Below are 15,485 nucleotides of genomic sequence, written 5' to 3'. Positions count from 1 at the left end.
TTGTTTACCAAGGAGTTTTCCGTTTCGACTGCGCCGGAAGTGGGGCGAATTATAGGCTTCTAAAATTCGCCGTCAACCCTTTATTTCAGGTTTATTCGGATTTGAGCGTAATACGCGCAAATGCCTTCTTCCCTGCCTGGCAAACATGGGTCGCGCCCAGCACGTATATAAAGGAGCGATCAACAACCTCGCCATCTATACGCACACCACCAGAACCAAGGAGGTCCCGCGCAACAGCAGAGTTCTTTACCAGACCCGCCTTGTTAAGAACGGCAGCGATCGGCATATCTTCAGCGGCGGTCAATTCGATCTCGGGCAAATCATCCGGCAGCTCGCCGTCCTTCATACGATTACCGGCCGCACGATGAGCATTGGCCGCAGCCTCCTCACCGTGGAAGCGAGCAACAATTTCTTCAGCAAGCTTGATCTTGATATCACGCGGATTAGCACCCGCCTCTACATCAGCACGGAAAGCATTGATCTCATCCATGGAGCGGAAGCTGAGCAACTCGAAGTAACGCCACATCAGAGCATCAGGAATGGAAACCAGCTTGCCATACATCACGCCCGGCGCTTCCTGGATACCTACATAGTTGCCCAAGGATTTGGACATCTTCTTCACGCCATCCAGACCTTCGAGCAATGGCATGGTCAGAATGCACTGAGCCTCCTGACCATAACCGCGCTGCAACTCGCGCCCCATCAGCAGGTTGAACTTCTGATCGGTACCACCCAACTCGACATCAGCACGCAAGGCAACCGAGTCATACCCCTGAACCAGCGGATAGAGAAACTCGTGAATGGCAATGGGCTGATTGGTTGTGTAGCGCTTGTCGAAGTCATCGCGCTCGAGCATACGCGCGACGGTGTACTGCGAAGTCAGGCGAATGAAATCGGCCGGCCCCATCTGATCCATCCAGGTGGAGTTGAATGCCACTTCGGTCTTGGCCGGATCAAGAATCTTGAAGACCTGAGTCTTGTAGGTCTCTGCGTTCTCGAGAACCTGCTCGCGAGTCAGCGGAGGGCGCGTCGCACTCTTGCCGCTCGGATCGCCAATCATTCCGGTGAAGTCGCCAATTAGGAAGATCACCTGGTGACCCAACTCCTGGAACTGACGCAGCTTATTGATAAGCACCGTGTGACCCAGGTGCAAATCCGGCGCAGTCGGATCGAAGCCTGCCTTAATACGCAGCGGCTGGCCGCGCTTGAGCTTTTCAATCAGCTCGGACTCGACCAACAGTTCTTCCGCACCACGTTTGATCAGCGCTAGCTGCTCTTCAACCGACTTCATAACAGACCCGCAAGGCTCAGATTCAAAGGGAACCAACCATACAAGAACGCGCGTCAAATACAAGGTTTGCCCGGCGCACGGACGCCAATCCGTGGACAGAGGGTCCGCGAGCTTGCTTAAGAGATGATTTGGTTATATTTTATACAGTTATTTCATCTTCATCATGTCATTCATCTTTTCCAATTCATCTTTTTTCAAAGTCAAAATTACCTATGACCAAAGAATCGTCTAAAGCGCCACCGCTTTACCCGAAGACCCACCTGCTCGCAGCAAGTGGCATCGCCGCCCTTCTGAGCCTGGCGCTTCTGGTGTTTCCTTCCAGTGATGTCGAAGCAAAAAAGACGACCCTGAGTCTTGAACTGGAAAGCCCGGCTGAACAGCTGACACAAGATCAAGACGCTGTCGAGGCCGTCCAGGCCACAAATGAGCCAGCAACTTCTCCATTCGCGCAGATTGAAAACAGCGCGCAAGACACTCAGGAAACCGCCCAAGCCGCACCCGCACCGGTTGTCGAAGAAAAGAAGGCGCCAAACCACAGGGAAGTGATCGTCGCCAAGGGCGACACCCTCTCCACTCTGTTCGAGAAGGTTGGTCTTCCGGCCACGTCGGTGCATGAAGTGTTGGCCAGCGACAAGCAGGCCAAGCAATTCAGCCAACTCAAGCACGGACAGAAACTCGAATTCGAACTGAACCCGGATGGCCAGCTGACCAACCTTCACAGCAAGGTCAGCGATCTCGAAACCATCACCCTGACCAAGAACGACAAGGGCTATACGTTCAACCGCATCACTGCCAAGCCAACCGTGCGCTCCGCCTATGTTCATGGCGTGATCAACAGCTCGCTGTCGCAATCTGCCGCTCGCGCCGGTCTGTCCCATAGCCTGACCATGGACATGGCCAGTGTGTTTGGCTATGACGTCGACTTCGCCCAGGACATTCGCCAGGGTGACGAGTTCGACGTGATCTACGAACAGAAAGTCGTCAATGGCAAAGCCGTCGGCAATGGCCCGATCCTGTCCGCGCGCTTCACCAACCGCGGCAAGACTTACACCGCCGTGCGTTACACCAATAAACAAGGCAACAGCAGCTACTACACCGCTGACGGCAACAGCATGCGCAAGGCGTTCATCCGCACCCCGGTAGACTTCGCCCGCATCAGCTCGAAGTTCTCCATGGGCCGCAAGCATCCGATCCTGAACAAGATCCGCGCCCATAAAGGCGTCGACTACGCAGCCCCGCGCGGCACGCCAATCAAGGCCGCCGGCGATGGCAAAGTATTGCTCGCCGGCCGCCGTGGCGGTTACGGCAACACCGTGATCATCCAGCATGGCAATACCTACCGAACCCTGTACGGCCACATGCAGGGCTTTGCCAAAGGTGTCCAGACGGGCAGCAATGTCAAACAGGGGCAGGTGATTGGCTACATCGGCACCACCGGATTGTCTACCGGCCCGCACCTGCACTATGAGTTCCAGGTCAATGGCGTGCACGTCGACCCGCTGGGTCAGAAAGTGGCAATGGCTGATCCGATCTCCAAAGCAGAACGCGCACGCTTCCTCGCGCAGAGCCAGCCGTTGATGGCTCGCATGGACCAAGAGAAAGCCACTCAACTGGCTTCGAGTAAACGCTAAGCCATGGCGCTCTATATAGGTGTGATGTCCGGGACCAGCCTCGATGGCCTGGACATTGCGCTGGTCGAGCTAGCCCCGGCGATCAAACTGATCGCCACGCGTTACATCCCCATGCCTGAATCCCTGCGCGCCGAGCTGCTTGGCTTGTGCGCCAGCGGCCCGGACGAGATTGCCCGCTCCGCCATTGCCCAACAGAACTGGGTAAAACTGGCCGCACAAGGCGTTCACACCCTCCTTGCTCAACAGCACCTAAAACCTGACGACATTCGCGCGATTGGCAGCCACGGGCAGACCATTCGCCACGAACCGGCACGAGGCTTCACGGTGCAGATCGGCAACCCGGCACTGCTGACCGAACTGACAGGTATCACCGTCGTCGGCGACTTCCGCAGTCGCGACGTTGCGGCAGGCGGACAAGGCGCGCCGCTGGTTCCTGCCTTTCATGAAGCCTTGTTCGAAGAGCGTTTCGGCAACCGCGCCGTACTGAACGTCGGCGGCTTCAGCAACCTCAGCCTCATAGAGCCTGGCAAACCCGTCGCCGGCTTCGACTGCGGTCCAGGGAATGTGCTGCTGGATGCGTGGATACACCAGCAACGCGGCGCCAACTTTGACCGCGATGGCCAGTGGGCCGCCAGTGGCAAGGTTGAACCGGTACTGCTGAGGGCGTTGCTCAGCGATTCGTTTTTCGTGACCAAAGGCCCGAAAAGTACCGGTCGTGAAGTGTTCAACCTGCCGTGGTTGATGCAACACCTGGCACCGCTGCCAACTTTCGCCGCAGAAAATGTGCAGGCAACGCTGCTAGAGCTCACCGCACTGACCATCGTCGAGTCACTGCAAAGCGCCCAATCGGATACGCAGGAGCTGCTGGTCTGCGGCGGCGGCGCGCATAACACTACACTGATGAATCGCCTCGCCGGCCTGCTACCGAAGACAAAAGTCAGCAGCACATCCACATACGGCGTAGATCCTGACTGGGTCGAAGCCATGGCCTTTGCCTGGCTGGCCCACTGCTGCCTCGAGGGCATCGCAGCCAATCGCCCGAGCGTCACTGGCGCCCGAGGCTTGCGCGTATTGGGCGCTATCTACCCCGCATAAGCGCCAGACAGCAAAACGCCGCAGGGCCGTGAGGCCATGCGGCGTCTTGATGTTACGGGCGCACTGATCAGATCGAGAACGAAGAGCCACAGCCACAGGTAGTGGTCGCGTTCGGGTTCTTGATGACGAAACGCGAACCTTCCAGACCTTCCTGGTAATCCACCTCGGCACCTGCCAGGTACTGGAAGCTCATCGGATCGACAACCAGACTCACGCCTTCGCGCTCGACGATGGTGTCGTCATCGGCCACTTCTTCATCGAAGGTGAAGCCATACTGAAAACCTGAACAACCGCCGCCCGTAACGAATACGCGCAGCTTCAAGCGATCATTCCCCTCTTCATCGACCAGGCTCTTCACCTTGTGCGCGGCACCGTGTGTGAATTGCAAAGCCGTGGGGGTGAAGGATTCGACGCTCATGCTGACTATCTCCCGGCGTTACGCCGCCATAATGCGTGATGACGCGCATTATCCGCTTGTCCTAGAAAATCGGTCAACTATTGTTATGGTATATCAACCATCTCAATCGTCAGCCCGGAATGCAAAAAGGCCCGTTCAACGGGCCTTTTCACTTTAAGTGGTAAAGCCTTACGGCAACATGCCCGCGTGGGAAAGACCCAGACGCTCATCCAGCCCGAACAGGATGTTCATGTTCTGAACCGCCTGGCCCGATGCACCTTTGACCAGGTTATCGATCACCGACAACACCACCACCAGATCACCGTCCTGTGGACGATGCACCGCGATACGGCAAACGTTGGCGCCGCGCACGCTGCGGGTCTCCGGATGGCTGCCGGCCGGCATGACATCGACGAACGGCTCGTTGGCATAACGTTTTTCGAACAACGCCTGCAGATCTACCGAGCGATCCACCACGGTGGCGTAAAGCGTCGAGTGAATGCCACGGATCATCGGCGTCAGGTGTGGAACGAAGGTCAGGCCAACGTCCTTGCCCGCCGCACGACGCAGACCCTGGCGGATTTCCGGCAAATGACGGTGCCCTTTGACGGCGTAGGCCTTCATGCTTTCCGACGTCTCTGAGTACAACGAACCTACAGCTGCGCCACGACCAGCACCACTGACGCCGGATTTGCAGTCGGCGATCAGGCGCGAGGCATCGGCCAACCCCGCTTCAAGCAGTGGCAGGAAGCCCAGCTGCGTAGCGGTCGGATAGCAACCCGGCACAGCGATCAGGCGTGCCTGTTTGATCTGCTCGCGATTGACTTCCGGCAGCCCATAGACCGCCTCCTCCAACAGTTCAGGCGCGCCATGCGGCTGGCCGTACCATTTGGCCCACTCATCGGCATCTTGCAGACGGAAGTCCGCAGACAGGTCAATGACCTTGGTCCCGGCCGCCAGCAACTCACCTGCCAAGGCGTGTGCAACACCGTGAGGCGTTGCGAAGAACACCACGTCGCAGGCACCCAAAGTCTTGATGTCCGGAACGCTGAACGCCAGGCCGTCGTAATGGCCTCGCAGGTTCGGGTACATATCGGCCACGGCCAGGCCGGCCTCGGATCGGGAAGTGATGACAACCACTTCTGCTTGCGGATGCTGCGCCAACAGACGCAGCAGTTCGACACCGGTGTAACCCGTGCCGCCGACGATACCGACCTTGACCATAAACCTGCCCTCAACGAACCCACTGGAAAGCCGTCGATAATAGGGGCCGCGCGCGCCTGCGACAACCTGCAAGGTGACGTGCGGAGCGTCAAGCCTCTACTATCCGGGCTACCGTGAACCTGGGAACAACTAAAAATGCTTTATCTATGGCTCAAAGCTTTTCACATCATCAGCGTCGTGTGCTGGTTTGCCGGCCTGTTTTATCTGCCGCGCCTGTTCGTTTACCACGCTCAAAGCGAAGATACCGTCAGCAAGGAACGCTTCAGCATCATGGAGCGCAAGCTGTATCGCGGCATCATGGGTCCGGCGATGATCGCTACACTGATTTTCGGTGGCTGGCTGATCAGTCTTAATCCGGGCGCTTATTTCAGTCAGGGAGGCTGGATGCACGCCAAGCTGACCCTCGTGGTGTTGCTGATCGGCTATCACCACATGTGCGGCGCCCAGGTAAAGCGTTTTGCCCGTGGCGAAAACACCCGCAGCCATGTCTTTTATCGCTGGTTCAATGAAGTGCCTGTTCTGATATTGCTGGCAGTCGTAATTCTGGTCGTCGTTCGGCCGTTCTAAATCCAACAGGTATAACTCACCGGGGTACTTCCAATGGCACTGCCCGCTCTGCTCGAACAACGTTTGCGTCTGCCCGTGGTTGCAGCGCCAATGTTCCTGATTTCCAATCCGCACCTGGTACTCGCCTGCTGCCGCAATGGCGTGGTTGGCAGCTTTCCAGCACTGAACCAGCGCGAGAGTAGCGGTTTCAAGGCTTGGCTGGAGGAAATCGAAGCCGGGCTGGCAACGCTGGAAAACCCCGCGCCGTATGCGGTCAACCTGATCGTCCACAACAGCAACCCACGACTGCAGGCGGACCTGGAAATCTGCATCGAGCACAAAGTGCCGATCGTGATCACCAGCCTCGGAGCCGTGAAAGAGGTGGTTGATGCAGTACACAGCTATGGTGGCCTGGTATTTCATGATGTGACGACGCGACGCCATGCGGAGAAAGCGGCCGGGGCCGGCGTGGATGGCTTGATCGCTGTCGCTGCGGGTGCCGGGGGGCATGCCGGGACCTGGAGTCCGTTTTCGCTGATCGCCGAGATCCGCCAGTTCTTCGACAAGACGTTGCTGTTGGCTGGCTGCCTAAACCACGGTCACGAAATTCTCGCCGCGCAACTACTAGGTGCGGACCTCGCCTACTTCGGCACGCGATTTATCGGTACCACCGAAAGTCATGCGCCTGAGGCCTACAAAGAGATGCTGCTGACTTCCAGGGCCGCAGACATCATCCATACTCCCGCAGTGTCGGGCGTACCAGCGAGTTTCATGCGCCAGAGCCTGGAGGCTGCCGGTTTCGACATGGCCGCGCTGCAAAACAAGGGCGAAGTCAATTTCGGCTCGAAGCTCAAGCCGTTGAGCGACGAAGCCAAGGCCTGGAAAACCGTTTGGTCGGCGGGCCAGGGTGTCGGTGAAATTGATGACCTGCCAAGCGTCGATCAACTGGTGACGCGTCTCGACGCCGAGTACCGCAAGGCACTGGAACACGCAGCGCAACTACCCAAGCGCTGGCCGCGCTGAAAGAAATCCGGACCAGCGACGCCAGGCTGGTCTTACACTCACTGCTTCAACACGCGCGACAAGGATGCCTCGGCCATGAGTGAACCCCGCTACAAGATCGTTTTCGACGGTGCTCTACAGCCCGGTGTCGAAATCACCACGGCCAAGCTCAACCTGGCCGGTCTGTTCAAGAGTGATGTCAGCGCTATCGAGCGCCTGTTCAGTGGTCGCGCCGTCGCACTCAAGCGCGATTTGTCTCACAGTGACGCACAGACTTATCTACAGGCGCTGAGCAAAACCGGCATCGACGCCCGGATAGAAACCGAGACGCCGATCGAGTTGAATCTGTCGGACGTTCACGAACACGTCGATACCACACAGGAACCCGATTCCCCCTATGCGCCGCCCCGGGCCAACGTCGGCGACAGCCTTCCCGAATTCGCCACACTCAAGCCGTTCAGCGTCGAAGGGCGGATAGGCCGCCTGCGGTTTCTGGCCTGGACCATGGTCCTTAGCCTGGTGACCTTGCCCATCGTGGGCGTGTTCGCACTCATCGGCCTCGGACTGGTCAGTGGCGACTCCACTACAGGCCTGATCATCGGCGGCATCTTTGCGTTTTTCCTGTTCCTCGCGTTTGTGATTGTCAGCATTCTGTTCAGCGTTCAGCGCCTGCACGATATCGGCTGGTCAGGCTGGCTTTGGTTGTTGAACCTCGTACCTTTCGTGGGCAGCTTCTTCCCGCTGGTGATCATGGTCGTGCCAGGCAACACTGGAGCCAACCGTTATGGCCCGCCTCCCCCACCCAACAGCACCGCGGTGAAAGTGCTGTGTTCATTGTGGATTGTATTCATCGGTCTGTTTTTCGTCGGCGCCATGCTCGGTGGTATCTCCGCCATCCAGCAGGAATACGAAAGCAGCCTGGAAAGCAGCTACGAAAGTGGCTCGGTGATCACCGATGAAATCGATGTTGAGACCGAAACGCCCGCAATTTCAACGGACGATGCAGCCGAAGCAGCCCAGCCCGCTGTAGACTCTGCGCAAGAATGAACAGCGCTCCCTGCTCGTGACACCTGCGTCGCGGCGCGGAGCTGTTGCGATGGAGAACTGCATGACCCGTTACGCACTGATCACTGGCGCATCCAGCGGCATCGGCCTGGCCCTGGCCGAAGCGCTGGCCCGGCGCGGCCGCAGTCTGATTCTGGTGGCCCGACAGCGTGATCAGCTGGAATGTATTGCGATCGAACTGACTCAACGGTTTGGCGTGGAAGTGTTGTTCCGTGCCTGCGACCTGGGTGAGCCGTTGCGGCTGTCCGGTTTTTTGCTGGAGCTCGAGGAAGGTGACCGGCAGATCGACCTGCTGGTCAACTGCGCCGGTATTGGCACCTGCGGACCGTTTCTGGCTCAGGACTGGATGACCGAGCAGGATCTGATTGAAGTAAACATTCTGGCGCTCACTCGCCTGTGCCATGCCATCGGCAACAGCATGGCGCTGCAGGGCGGCGGGCAGATCCTGAACGTCGCCTCGGTCGCAGCCTTTCATCCCGGCCCGTGGATGAGCACTTATTACGCGAGCAAGGCGTATGTGCTGCACTTTTCCGAAGGACTGCGCGTCGAGCTGAAAAAATGTGCGGTCAAGGTCTCGGTGCTCTGCCCCGGCCCGACTCGCACGGCGTTTTTCCGCACCGCGCAGTTGAACGCGGACAAGTTGGCCGACAGCAAGCTGCTGATGAGCCCCGAGGAAGTCGCGCTCTATACCGTTCGAGCCCTGGAGAAAAATCGCGCAATCATTATTCCTGGTCGACGCAACCGCTGGTTTGCCGCCCTGCCCCGGTTCGGCTCGCGATGGCTGATCCGGACAATCACCGGCATGGTCAACAAGGCTTACTGCCCGCGCTGATCTGTCCTACGGTAAAACACTGGGCTGGTGCATTCCCCATGGGTACACTCAGGCCAGCTCAAACAACGGAGAAACAGCTGTGGATACTCTGTTCACCAAGATCATCAACCGGGAAATCCCGGCGAAGATCATTTACGAGGACGACCAGGTACTGGCCTTCCACGACATCGCCCCGCAGGCACCGGTGCATTTTCTGGTGGTTCCGAAAAAGCCCGTACGCACATTGAATGACCTGACCGAGGACGACAAGGCACTGGCCGGGCATATTCTATTCACCGCCCAGCGACTTGCCCTGGAGCTGGGTTGCGAAAAAGGCTTCCGCGTCGTCATGAACTGCAATGATGAAGGTGGACAGACCGTCTATCACATCCATATGCACGTGCTGGGACAGCGCCAGATGCACTGGCCGCCGGGCTGATTGCAACAAACCTTGTGGGAGCGGCGCACCGCCGCCCCCACAAATGCATCACAGCATTGTCATGGCAACTGCAGCACAATGACCCAGCGCAAACCTTCCCCGGCCGATTGGGTTAAACTGGCCGCCGAGATTCCTCCGGAGGTCAGCATGACTACCCAACGTCACTACTCGCCGATTGACCGCCTTCTGCTGCAAGCCGATGCCGCGATGCGTACCTTGTTGCCCTTCAGTGGCCAGCCGTACCGCCCATCGCCCGCCATCGTGCAGCCGGATGCAAAACTGAGCGACGAAGACACCCGGCACGTTGCCGGCCTGATGCGCATCAACCATACCGGTGAAGTCTGCGCCCAGGCGCTGTACCAGGGGCAAGCCTTGACCGCCAAGCTGCCGCAAGTGCGTGAAGCCATGGAACATGCCGCCGAAGAAGAAATCGACCATTTGGTCTGGTGCGAGCAACGCATCAAGCAGTTGGGCAGCCACACCAGCATTCTCAATCCGCTGTTCTACGGCATGTCGTTCGGGATTGGCGCGGTCGCGGGGCTGATCAGCGACAAAGTCAGCCTGGGGTTCGTCGCGGCGACGGAAGATCAGGTGTGCAAACACCTGAACGAACACCTTGAGCAGCTGCCGGCGGAGGATGAAAAGTCCCGGGCGATTCTTGAGCAGATGCGCATTGATGAAGAGCAGCATGCCGAAAGTGCACTCGAGGCCGGCGGTTTCCGCTTTCCTGCACCGGTGAAGTTCGGGATGAGCTTGATGGCGAAGGTGATGACCAAGAGCACTTATCGGATCTGAGCATTGTAGGGGCAGTGCGGCCGTCATCGCGGGTAAGCCCGCTCCCACAGTTTTTATTAAAGACATGAAAAAGGCGACTGCCGTCAGGTAGTCGCCTTTTTTGTGTTCGAAGATCTTAGTTCGGCATATTGCGCGCGTAGAAGATTTCGAGCATTTCGTGTTTCACACGCTCGGTCACCTGGGTACGTTGCTCAGGTGACAGGTTGCTGGTGGCGTCGCCGAACAGGTAGTTATCCAGTTCGAAGTTCTTCAGCAGCATTTTGGTGTGGAACAGGTTTTCCTGGTACACGTTCACGTCGGTCATCTGGTACGCGTCGCGGGTGTCTTCGGAGAGGTAGTTCTGAATCGAGTTGATCTCGTGGTCGATGAAGTGCTTCTTGCCTTCAACGTCACGGGTAAAGCCGCGCACACGATAATCCACGGTCACGATGTCCGAATCGAACTGGTGAATCAGGAAGTTGAGCGCTTTGAGCGGTGAAATGACCCCGCACGTCGACACGTCGATATCCACACGGAAAGTGGCAATACCGTCATCCGGATGGATTTCCGGGTAGGTGTGCACCGTGATATGGCTCTTGTCGAGGTGGGCCAGGATGATCTCGGGCAATGGACCCGGGGATTCTTCGATCTGACTGTCGGTCGGGGTCACCGGCTCTTCAGAGATCAGAATCGTGACGCTGGCGCCCTGCGGTTCGTAATCCTGACTGGCGATGTTCAGGATGTTGGCACCAATGATATCGACAACTTCTGTGAGGATCTGCGTCAGGCGCTTGGCGTTGTACTCTTTATTGATGTACTCGACGTAAGCCTGTTGGTCTTGCGGGGTTTCCGCGTAGCAGATGTCATAGATGTTGAAGCTCAAGGTCTTTGTCAGGTTATTGAACCCGTGGAGCTTGAGTTTGCTTTTCACCGTTAAAAACTCTCTATGTATTGCGGCCCGGCCGCGTGATCAAGCATGCCCGTCAGATGCGAACGACGCACCTGCGTAGGACGGTTAACACCTCTTCGCGATGGCGATTTTGGTTGTCTGTTCGGGTGTGCGGCCTGTCGGCTGACAGGCCACTACCCTGAAAAAAGTGGCGCATTATGCAGACGTCAGCAGGGGATCGCCAGAGTCTGCACAGACTTTATGATAGTTGAATGTCGATTCAGCCAAGCTCGATGATTTCGTAGTCGTGAGTGATCTCGACACCGGCAGCGCCCAGCATGATCGACGCCGAGCAATACTTCTCGGCGGACAGCTCAATGGCGCGCTTGACCTGGGCCTCTTTCAGCCCGCGGCCCTTGACCACGAAGTGCATGTGGATTTTGGTGAATACTTTCGGATCTTCGGTTGCGCGCTCGGCTTCGAGGAAGGCTTCGCAGCTCTCGACCGCCTGGCGGGATTTCTTGAGGATGCTGACCACGTCGAAATTGCTGCAACCGCCAACACCCAGCAGGAGCATTTCCATCGGCCGGACACCCAGGTTACGACCGCCGGCATCGGGCGGACCGTCCATGACCACGACATGACCGCTGCCGGATTCGCCGAGGAACATGGCTTCGCCAGCCCATTGGATGCGTGCCTTCATCGCCAAGACTCCACTGTCTAAAAAAGGGTCGCCAGCTTAGCACAGGCCCCGTGATTGACCGCGTTCGCCTTCCTAGGACATAACCATCTGCCTTGTAGGTAAATTCTCGAATATTGCAGGAAGTGTCTGTTAAGCTGACGCCAAATCGCTGGCGCATAGCCATCTTCGCAACTGTTTCCGTAATTCCTAAAAAAACCAACATATCCGTGCAGTCATTTCGGGATACAACCATGGTTGCTATTGCCCCCACACCCAAGATCAAGAACCTCGACAAGCTGTTGATGCATTGCCAGCGCCGTCGTTATCTGGCCAAGAGCAACATCATCTGTGCCGGCGACCGCTCGGAAACGCTGTTCTTCATCATTAAAGGTTCGGTCACGATTCTGATCGAGGATGACGATGGTCGAGAAATGATCATCGCCTACCTGAACGCCGGGGACTTTTTTGGCGAACTGGGCCTGTTTGAACAAGCAGGCCAGGAACAGGAACGCAGCGCCTGGGTGCGCGCCAAGGTCGAATGCGAAGTTGCGGAAATCAGTTATGCGAAATTCCGTGAATTGTCGCAGCAGGATCCAGACATTCTTTACGTGCTTAGCGGACAAATCGCACAACGCCTGCGTAATACCACTCGCAAGGTGGGTGACCTGGCGTTTTTCGACGTAACCGGTCGTGTTGCTCGCTGCCTACTGGAACTGTGCAAGCAACCGGATGCGATGACTCACCCCGACGGCATGCAGATCAAGGTGACCCGTCAGGAAATCGGGAGGATTGTCGGTTGTTCGCGGGAGATGGTCGGTCGCGTACTCAAGGATCTGGAGGAACGCAACCTGGTGGACGTCAAAGGCAAGACCATGGTGGTCTTCGGTACGCGCTAAATCCGGACATTCAAGCGCCGAACATCTGCACCAGCATTTGCCGGTAGAGCTCGTCGAGACGTGCCAGCGCACCTGGTGGCGTGAACTTCTCATGCAGGGCGATATGACTCTCGGCACGCACCCGTTGCTCCAGACCGCAAGCCTTGTTGAAGCGATTGACCGCCGCAACCATCGATTCGCGCTCGTTATCCAGCAGCATTGCACCATGTACCAGCCCGACCGGACGCTGACCGCCTTGACTCTGCCGCCAGCGCTGGGCGGTGCCGACCATCTTGCGCCCGTCCAGATTGACGTTGAAGCGTCCGTCGCAAAACGCGCCGTCGATTTCGCCAAGGGATGAAGTGCCACCCAGCTCATCCAGCAAATGACAGATCGGATCGCACAGGCGTCGGTAACCGGATTCGATGCGGTTAAGGTCGCCTTCGCTGCGCGGTGGCGCGTAAACCAGTGCGATATTGAGGGTCGAGGCCGATTGTGGCACCGGCTCGCCGCCGGTTTCGCGTAGCAGCACTGGCCAGCCTGCCGTTGCCGAGACTTCGCATGCTGCCTCGAAACCCGGCAAGCGATTCAAGCGGCGGGGCATGACCAGCGCCCGATCACTCGGTTGCCAGAACAGCAGGCCGAATTCCGCGTCGCCGGCACAGACCGATGCCAACAGATCCTGTTCGGCTTGAAGGCCGGTTTCGATGGTCAGGGAGAGAGGTGAGGTCATAAGGTTTTCCGTAGGACTTGAAGCCTGTGGTGCATCTTATGCCGCCTTCGCGAGCAGGCTCGTTCCCACAAGGGATCTGCTGATACCAGAGATCTAATGTGGGAGCAGGCTTGCTCGCGAAAGGGTCGACTCGGTCGATGAGCAATCAGTCGAGGGTCGAACCGCTGACAGGAATGCCACGCTCAGGGAAGAACAATCGCTGCAATTCAGTACCCGGGCTCTCGGCACGCATGAAGGCTTCGCCCACCAGAAACGCGTAAACGTCGCTGATTTCCATCAATTCGACATCGGCGCGATTGAGGATGCCGCTTTCGGTGATCACCAGGCGGTCGCGCGGGATACGCGGCAACAGATCCAGAGTGGTTTCCAGGCTGACCTCGAAGGTGTGCAGGTTGCGGTTGTTCACGCCAACCAATGGCGTGTCGAGGGTCTTCAAGGCCCGCTCCAGTTCGTCGCCATCGTGGACTTCCACCAGCACATCGAGGCCGACGCTTTTTGCTACCGACGCCAGCTCGGCCATTTTCACGTCATCTAGAGCGGAGACGATCAACAGCACGCAGTCGGCGCCCAAGGCACGGGCTTCGACGATCTGGTAGGGATCGATCATGAAGTCCTTGCGGATTACCGGCAGATTGCATGCCGCGCGGGCCTGCTGCAGGTACGCGTCGGCGCCCTGGAAGTAATCGATATCGGTCAGTACGGACAGACAGGTCGCACCGCCCTTCTCGTAGCTTTTGGCGATGTCGGCGGGAACGAAGTTCTCGCGGATCACGCCTTTGCTCGGCGAGGCTTTCTTGATCTCGGCAATGACTGCCGGCTGTTTCAGCTTGGCCTGAGCCAGTAACGCCTGGGCAAAACCACGGGGTGCATCGGCCGCCTTAGCCAGACGTTCCAGCTCGGCGAGGCTTACACGAGCGCTACGCTCGGCAACTTCCTCGACCTTGCGCGCCAGAATGTTTTCCAGAACCGTCGGTACACTCATCCCTCATTCTCCACTTTGAATACCGCGGTAAAGGCACCCAGTTCTTCGAGTTTTTCCCGAGCCAGACCGGTGTGCAGGGCGTCGTGCGCAAGCTCCACGCCTTGTTTCAAACTACTGGCCAGGTCAGCGGCATACAGCGCCGCCCCGGCATTGAGCACAATCATTTCGGCGGCTTTCTGGCCGTTCTCGGTTTTACGCTTGCCCAGCGCATCACGGATCAGCGCCAGCGAGGCCTCCGGGCCATCCACCGACAGACCATGCAGGCTCTGGCTCTTCATGCCCAGATCTTCTGGTTCGACCCAGTACTCGGTGATCTGATCATTCTTGAGTTCGGCGACAAAGGTTGGTGCCGCCAGGCTGAATTCGTCCAGTCCGTCTTTCGAATGCACCACCAGCACATGCTTGCTGCCCAGACGTTGCAGGACTTCGGCCAATGGCCGGCACAACGCCTGATTGAACACGCCGACCACCTGATGTTTCACGCCAGCCGGATTCGTAAGCGGGCCGAGCATGTTGAACAGGGTTCGCAAGCCGAGATCGCGGCGCGGGGCGGCAGCGTACTTCATGGCTTTGTGATGGGTCTGGGCAAACATGAAACCGATGCCGACATTGTCGATGCAACGCGCCACCTGAACAGGCGTCAGGTTGAGGTAGATCCCGGCCGCCTCAAGCAAATCGGCACTGCCGCTCTTGCCCGACACCGCACGGTTACCGTGCTTGGCCACGGTGCATCCTGCTGCTGCCACGACAAAGGAAGACGCGGTGGAAACGTTGAAAATGTTGGCACCATCACCACCGGTGCCGACTACATCCACCACGCCGTCGAGGGTCTTGAGTTCGACCTTGTCTGCCAGCTCGCGCATCACCGACACGGCGCCGACGATCTCATCGATGCTTTCGCTCTTCATGCGCATGGCCATCATGAACGCACCGATTTGCGCGTCCGTGCATTGCCCGGTCATGATTTCGCGCATCACATCGCGCATTTCATCAGTGGTGAGATCGAGCTGGTCGACGATACGGCTCAGGGCTGTTTTGATATTCATGAA

General features: G+C 57.9%; 17 protein-coding genes. 9 read left to right on the top strand and 8 right to left on the bottom strand.

Annotated elements, in window-relative coordinates:
* Nucleotides 1-91: 91 nt before the first annotated feature.
* A complete protein-coding gene (tyrS, locus tag ACW9HW_RS16910) occupies nucleotides 92-1,291 on the bottom strand; it encodes a tyrosine--tRNA ligase (RefSeq protein WP_095195818.1) in 1,200 nt (399 codons plus the stop codon).
* Between the two features lie 212 nt (nucleotides 1,292-1,503).
* Here tyrS and ACW9HW_RS16905 point away from each other — a divergent pair, with 212 nt between their 5' ends.
* Together ACW9HW_RS16905 and ACW9HW_RS16900 are read left to right on the top strand one after the other, a co-directional pair.
* A complete protein-coding gene (locus tag ACW9HW_RS16905; RefSeq protein ID WP_457400908.1) occupies nucleotides 1,504-2,922 on the top strand; it encodes a peptidoglycan DD-metalloendopeptidase family protein in 1,419 nt (472 codons plus the stop codon).
* Nucleotides 2,923-2,925: 3 nt separating this feature from the next.
* Nucleotides 2,926-4,017, top strand: coding sequence for an anhydro-N-acetylmuramic acid kinase (locus ACW9HW_RS16900; RefSeq protein ID WP_457400906.1), 1,092 nt, complete (start codon nucleotides 2,926-2,928; stop codon nucleotides 4,015-4,017).
* Nucleotides 4,018-4,084: 67 nt separating this feature from the next.
* Here ACW9HW_RS16900 and erpA read toward each other — a convergent pair whose 3' ends face one another.
* Both erpA and argC read right to left on the bottom strand, forming a co-directional pair.
* A complete protein-coding gene (erpA, locus tag ACW9HW_RS16895) occupies nucleotides 4,085-4,435 on the bottom strand; it encodes an iron-sulfur cluster insertion protein ErpA (RefSeq protein ID WP_007906865.1) in 351 nt (116 codons plus the stop codon).
* 168 nt (nucleotides 4,436-4,603) lie between these two features.
* Complete coding sequence (gene argC / locus ACW9HW_RS16890; RefSeq protein WP_095195821.1) at nucleotides 4,604-5,638, bottom strand: N-acetyl-gamma-glutamyl-phosphate reductase; 1,035 nt, start codon at nucleotides 5,636-5,638, stop codon at nucleotides 4,604-4,606.
* Between the two features lie 135 nt (nucleotides 5,639-5,773).
* Between argC and hemJ the strand changes: the two genes are divergently transcribed.
* The 6 genes from hemJ (at nucleotide 5,774) to coq7 (ending at nucleotide 10,296) form a co-directional block, all read left to right on the top strand.
* Nucleotides 5,774-6,205 carry a protoporphyrinogen oxidase HemJ gene (hemJ, locus tag ACW9HW_RS16885; RefSeq protein ID WP_095195822.1) on the top strand — a complete coding sequence of 144 codons (432 nt, stop codon included), beginning with the start codon at nucleotides 5,774-5,776 and terminating at the stop codon, nucleotides 6,203-6,205.
* A 33-nt stretch (nucleotides 6,206-6,238) separates the two neighbouring features.
* Nucleotides 6,239-7,207 (top strand): NAD(P)H-dependent flavin oxidoreductase, encoded by a 969-nt coding sequence (locus ACW9HW_RS16880; protein WP_095195823.1) that lies wholly within the window; start codon nucleotides 6,239-6,241, stop codon nucleotides 7,205-7,207.
* 75 nt (nucleotides 7,208-7,282) lie between these two features.
* On the top strand, nucleotides 7,283-8,233 hold the full coding sequence (locus ACW9HW_RS16875; RefSeq protein ID WP_457400903.1) for a DUF805 domain-containing protein: 951 nt from the start codon (nucleotides 7,283-7,285) through the stop codon (nucleotides 8,231-8,233).
* Between the two features lie 61 nt (nucleotides 8,234-8,294).
* On the top strand, nucleotides 8,295-9,083 hold the full coding sequence (locus ACW9HW_RS16870) for an SDR family NAD(P)-dependent oxidoreductase (protein ID WP_457400901.1): 789 nt from the start codon (nucleotides 8,295-8,297) through the stop codon (nucleotides 9,081-9,083).
* 79 nt (nucleotides 9,084-9,162) lie between these two features.
* Nucleotides 9,163-9,501, top strand: a complete 339-nt coding sequence (locus ACW9HW_RS16865) for a histidine triad nucleotide-binding protein (protein ID WP_457400899.1) — start codon at nucleotides 9,163-9,165, stop codon at nucleotides 9,499-9,501.
* Between the two features lie 147 nt (nucleotides 9,502-9,648).
* Nucleotides 9,649-10,296 carry a 2-polyprenyl-3-methyl-6-methoxy-1,4-benzoquinone monooxygenase gene (coq7, locus tag ACW9HW_RS16860; protein WP_137805071.1) on the top strand — a complete coding sequence of 216 codons (648 nt, stop codon included), beginning with the start codon at nucleotides 9,649-9,651 and terminating at the stop codon, nucleotides 10,294-10,296.
* A gap of 115 nt (nucleotides 10,297-10,411) precedes the next feature.
* On the opposite strand, the gene speD is transcribed toward coq7, so the two are convergent.
* Together speD and ACW9HW_RS16850 are read right to left on the bottom strand one after the other, a co-directional pair.
* On the bottom strand, nucleotides 10,412-11,206 hold the full coding sequence (speD, locus tag ACW9HW_RS16855) for an adenosylmethionine decarboxylase (protein ID WP_095195826.1): 795 nt from the start codon (nucleotides 11,204-11,206) through the stop codon (nucleotides 10,412-10,414).
* Nucleotides 11,207-11,444: 238 nt separating this feature from the next.
* A complete protein-coding gene (locus tag ACW9HW_RS16850) occupies nucleotides 11,445-11,867 on the bottom strand; it encodes an OsmC family protein (protein WP_008061600.1) in 423 nt (140 codons plus the stop codon).
* A gap of 230 nt (nucleotides 11,868-12,097) precedes the next feature.
* Between ACW9HW_RS16850 and crp the strand changes: the two genes are divergently transcribed.
* The gene (gene crp / locus ACW9HW_RS16845) at nucleotides 12,098-12,742 is read left to right on the top strand and encodes a cAMP-activated global transcriptional regulator CRP (protein ID WP_095195827.1); all 645 of its coding nucleotides are present in this window, start codon (nucleotides 12,098-12,100) and stop codon (nucleotides 12,740-12,742) included.
* A gap of 10 nt (nucleotides 12,743-12,752) precedes the next feature.
* On the opposite strand, the gene ACW9HW_RS16840 is transcribed toward crp, so the two are convergent.
* From ACW9HW_RS16840 to trpD, 3 genes are all read right to left on the bottom strand, one after another.
* Complete coding sequence (locus ACW9HW_RS16840) at nucleotides 12,753-13,454, bottom strand: lipoate--protein ligase family protein (RefSeq protein WP_457400896.1); 702 nt, start codon at nucleotides 13,452-13,454, stop codon at nucleotides 12,753-12,755.
* Nucleotides 13,455-13,599: 145 nt separating this feature from the next.
* Nucleotides 13,600-14,436 carry an indole-3-glycerol phosphate synthase TrpC gene (gene trpC, locus ACW9HW_RS16835; RefSeq protein WP_095195829.1) on the bottom strand — a complete coding sequence of 279 codons (837 nt, stop codon included), beginning with the start codon at nucleotides 14,434-14,436 and terminating at the stop codon, nucleotides 13,600-13,602.
* The gene (gene trpD / locus ACW9HW_RS16830; protein ID WP_095195830.1) at nucleotides 14,433-15,482 is read right to left on the bottom strand and encodes an anthranilate phosphoribosyltransferase; all 1,050 of its coding nucleotides are present in this window, start codon (nucleotides 15,480-15,482) and stop codon (nucleotides 14,433-14,435) included. The genes trpC and trpD overlap by 4 nt, the downstream gene beginning before the upstream one ends.
* Nucleotides 15,483-15,485 lie beyond the last annotated feature (3 nt).

Source organism: Pseudomonas sp. SDO5532_S415 (genome assembly GCF_054071155.1).
This window is presented reverse-complemented; position numbering and strand designations above follow the sequence as displayed.

Bases quoted from the DNA above. Each gene is read 5' to 3' on its own strand.
- ACW9HW_RS16905 (WP_457400908.1), top strand. From the start codon at position 1,504: ATGACCAAAGAATCGTCTAAAGCGCCACCGCTTTACCCGAAGACCCAC.
- argC (WP_095195821.1), bottom strand. From the start codon at position 5,638: ATGGTCAAGGTCGGTATCGTCGGCGGCACGGGTTACACCGGTGTCGAA.
- ACW9HW_RS16880 (WP_095195823.1), top strand. From the start codon at position 6,239: ATGGCACTGCCCGCTCTGCTCGAACAACGTTTGCGTCTGCCCGTGGTT.
- coq7 (WP_137805071.1), top strand. From the start codon at position 9,649: ATGACTACCCAACGTCACTACTCGCCGATTGACCGCCTTCTGCTGCAA.
- ACW9HW_RS16840 (WP_457400896.1), bottom strand. From the start codon at position 13,454: ATGACCTCACCTCTCTCCCTGACCATCGAAACCGGCCTTCAAGCCGAA.
- trpD (WP_095195830.1), bottom strand. From the start codon at position 15,482: ATGAATATCAAAACAGCCCTGAGCCGTATCGTCGACCAGCTCGATCTC.
- ACW9HW_RS16900 (WP_457400906.1), top strand. From the start codon at position 2,926: ATGGCGCTCTATATAGGTGTGATGTCCGGGACCAGCCTCGATGGCCTG.
- trpC (WP_095195829.1), bottom strand. From the start codon at position 14,436: ATGAGTGTACCGACGGTTCTGGAAAACATTCTGGCGCGCAAGGTCGAG.
- hemJ (WP_095195822.1), top strand. From the start codon at position 5,774: ATGCTTTATCTATGGCTCAAAGCTTTTCACATCATCAGCGTCGTGTGC.
- ACW9HW_RS16870 (WP_457400901.1), top strand. From the start codon at position 8,295: ATGACCCGTTACGCACTGATCACTGGCGCATCCAGCGGCATCGGCCTG.
- tyrS (WP_095195818.1), bottom strand. From the start codon at position 1,291: ATGAAGTCGGTTGAAGAGCAGCTAGCGCTGATCAAACGTGGTGCGGAA.
- erpA (WP_007906865.1), bottom strand. From the start codon at position 4,435: ATGAGCGTCGAATCCTTCACCCCCACGGCTTTGCAATTCACACACGGT.
- ACW9HW_RS16875 (WP_457400903.1), top strand. From the start codon at position 7,283: ATGAGTGAACCCCGCTACAAGATCGTTTTCGACGGTGCTCTACAGCCC.
- ACW9HW_RS16850 (WP_008061600.1), bottom strand. From the start codon at position 11,867: ATGAAGGCACGCATCCAATGGGCTGGCGAAGCCATGTTCCTCGGCGAA.
- crp (WP_095195827.1), top strand. From the start codon at position 12,098: ATGGTTGCTATTGCCCCCACACCCAAGATCAAGAACCTCGACAAGCTG.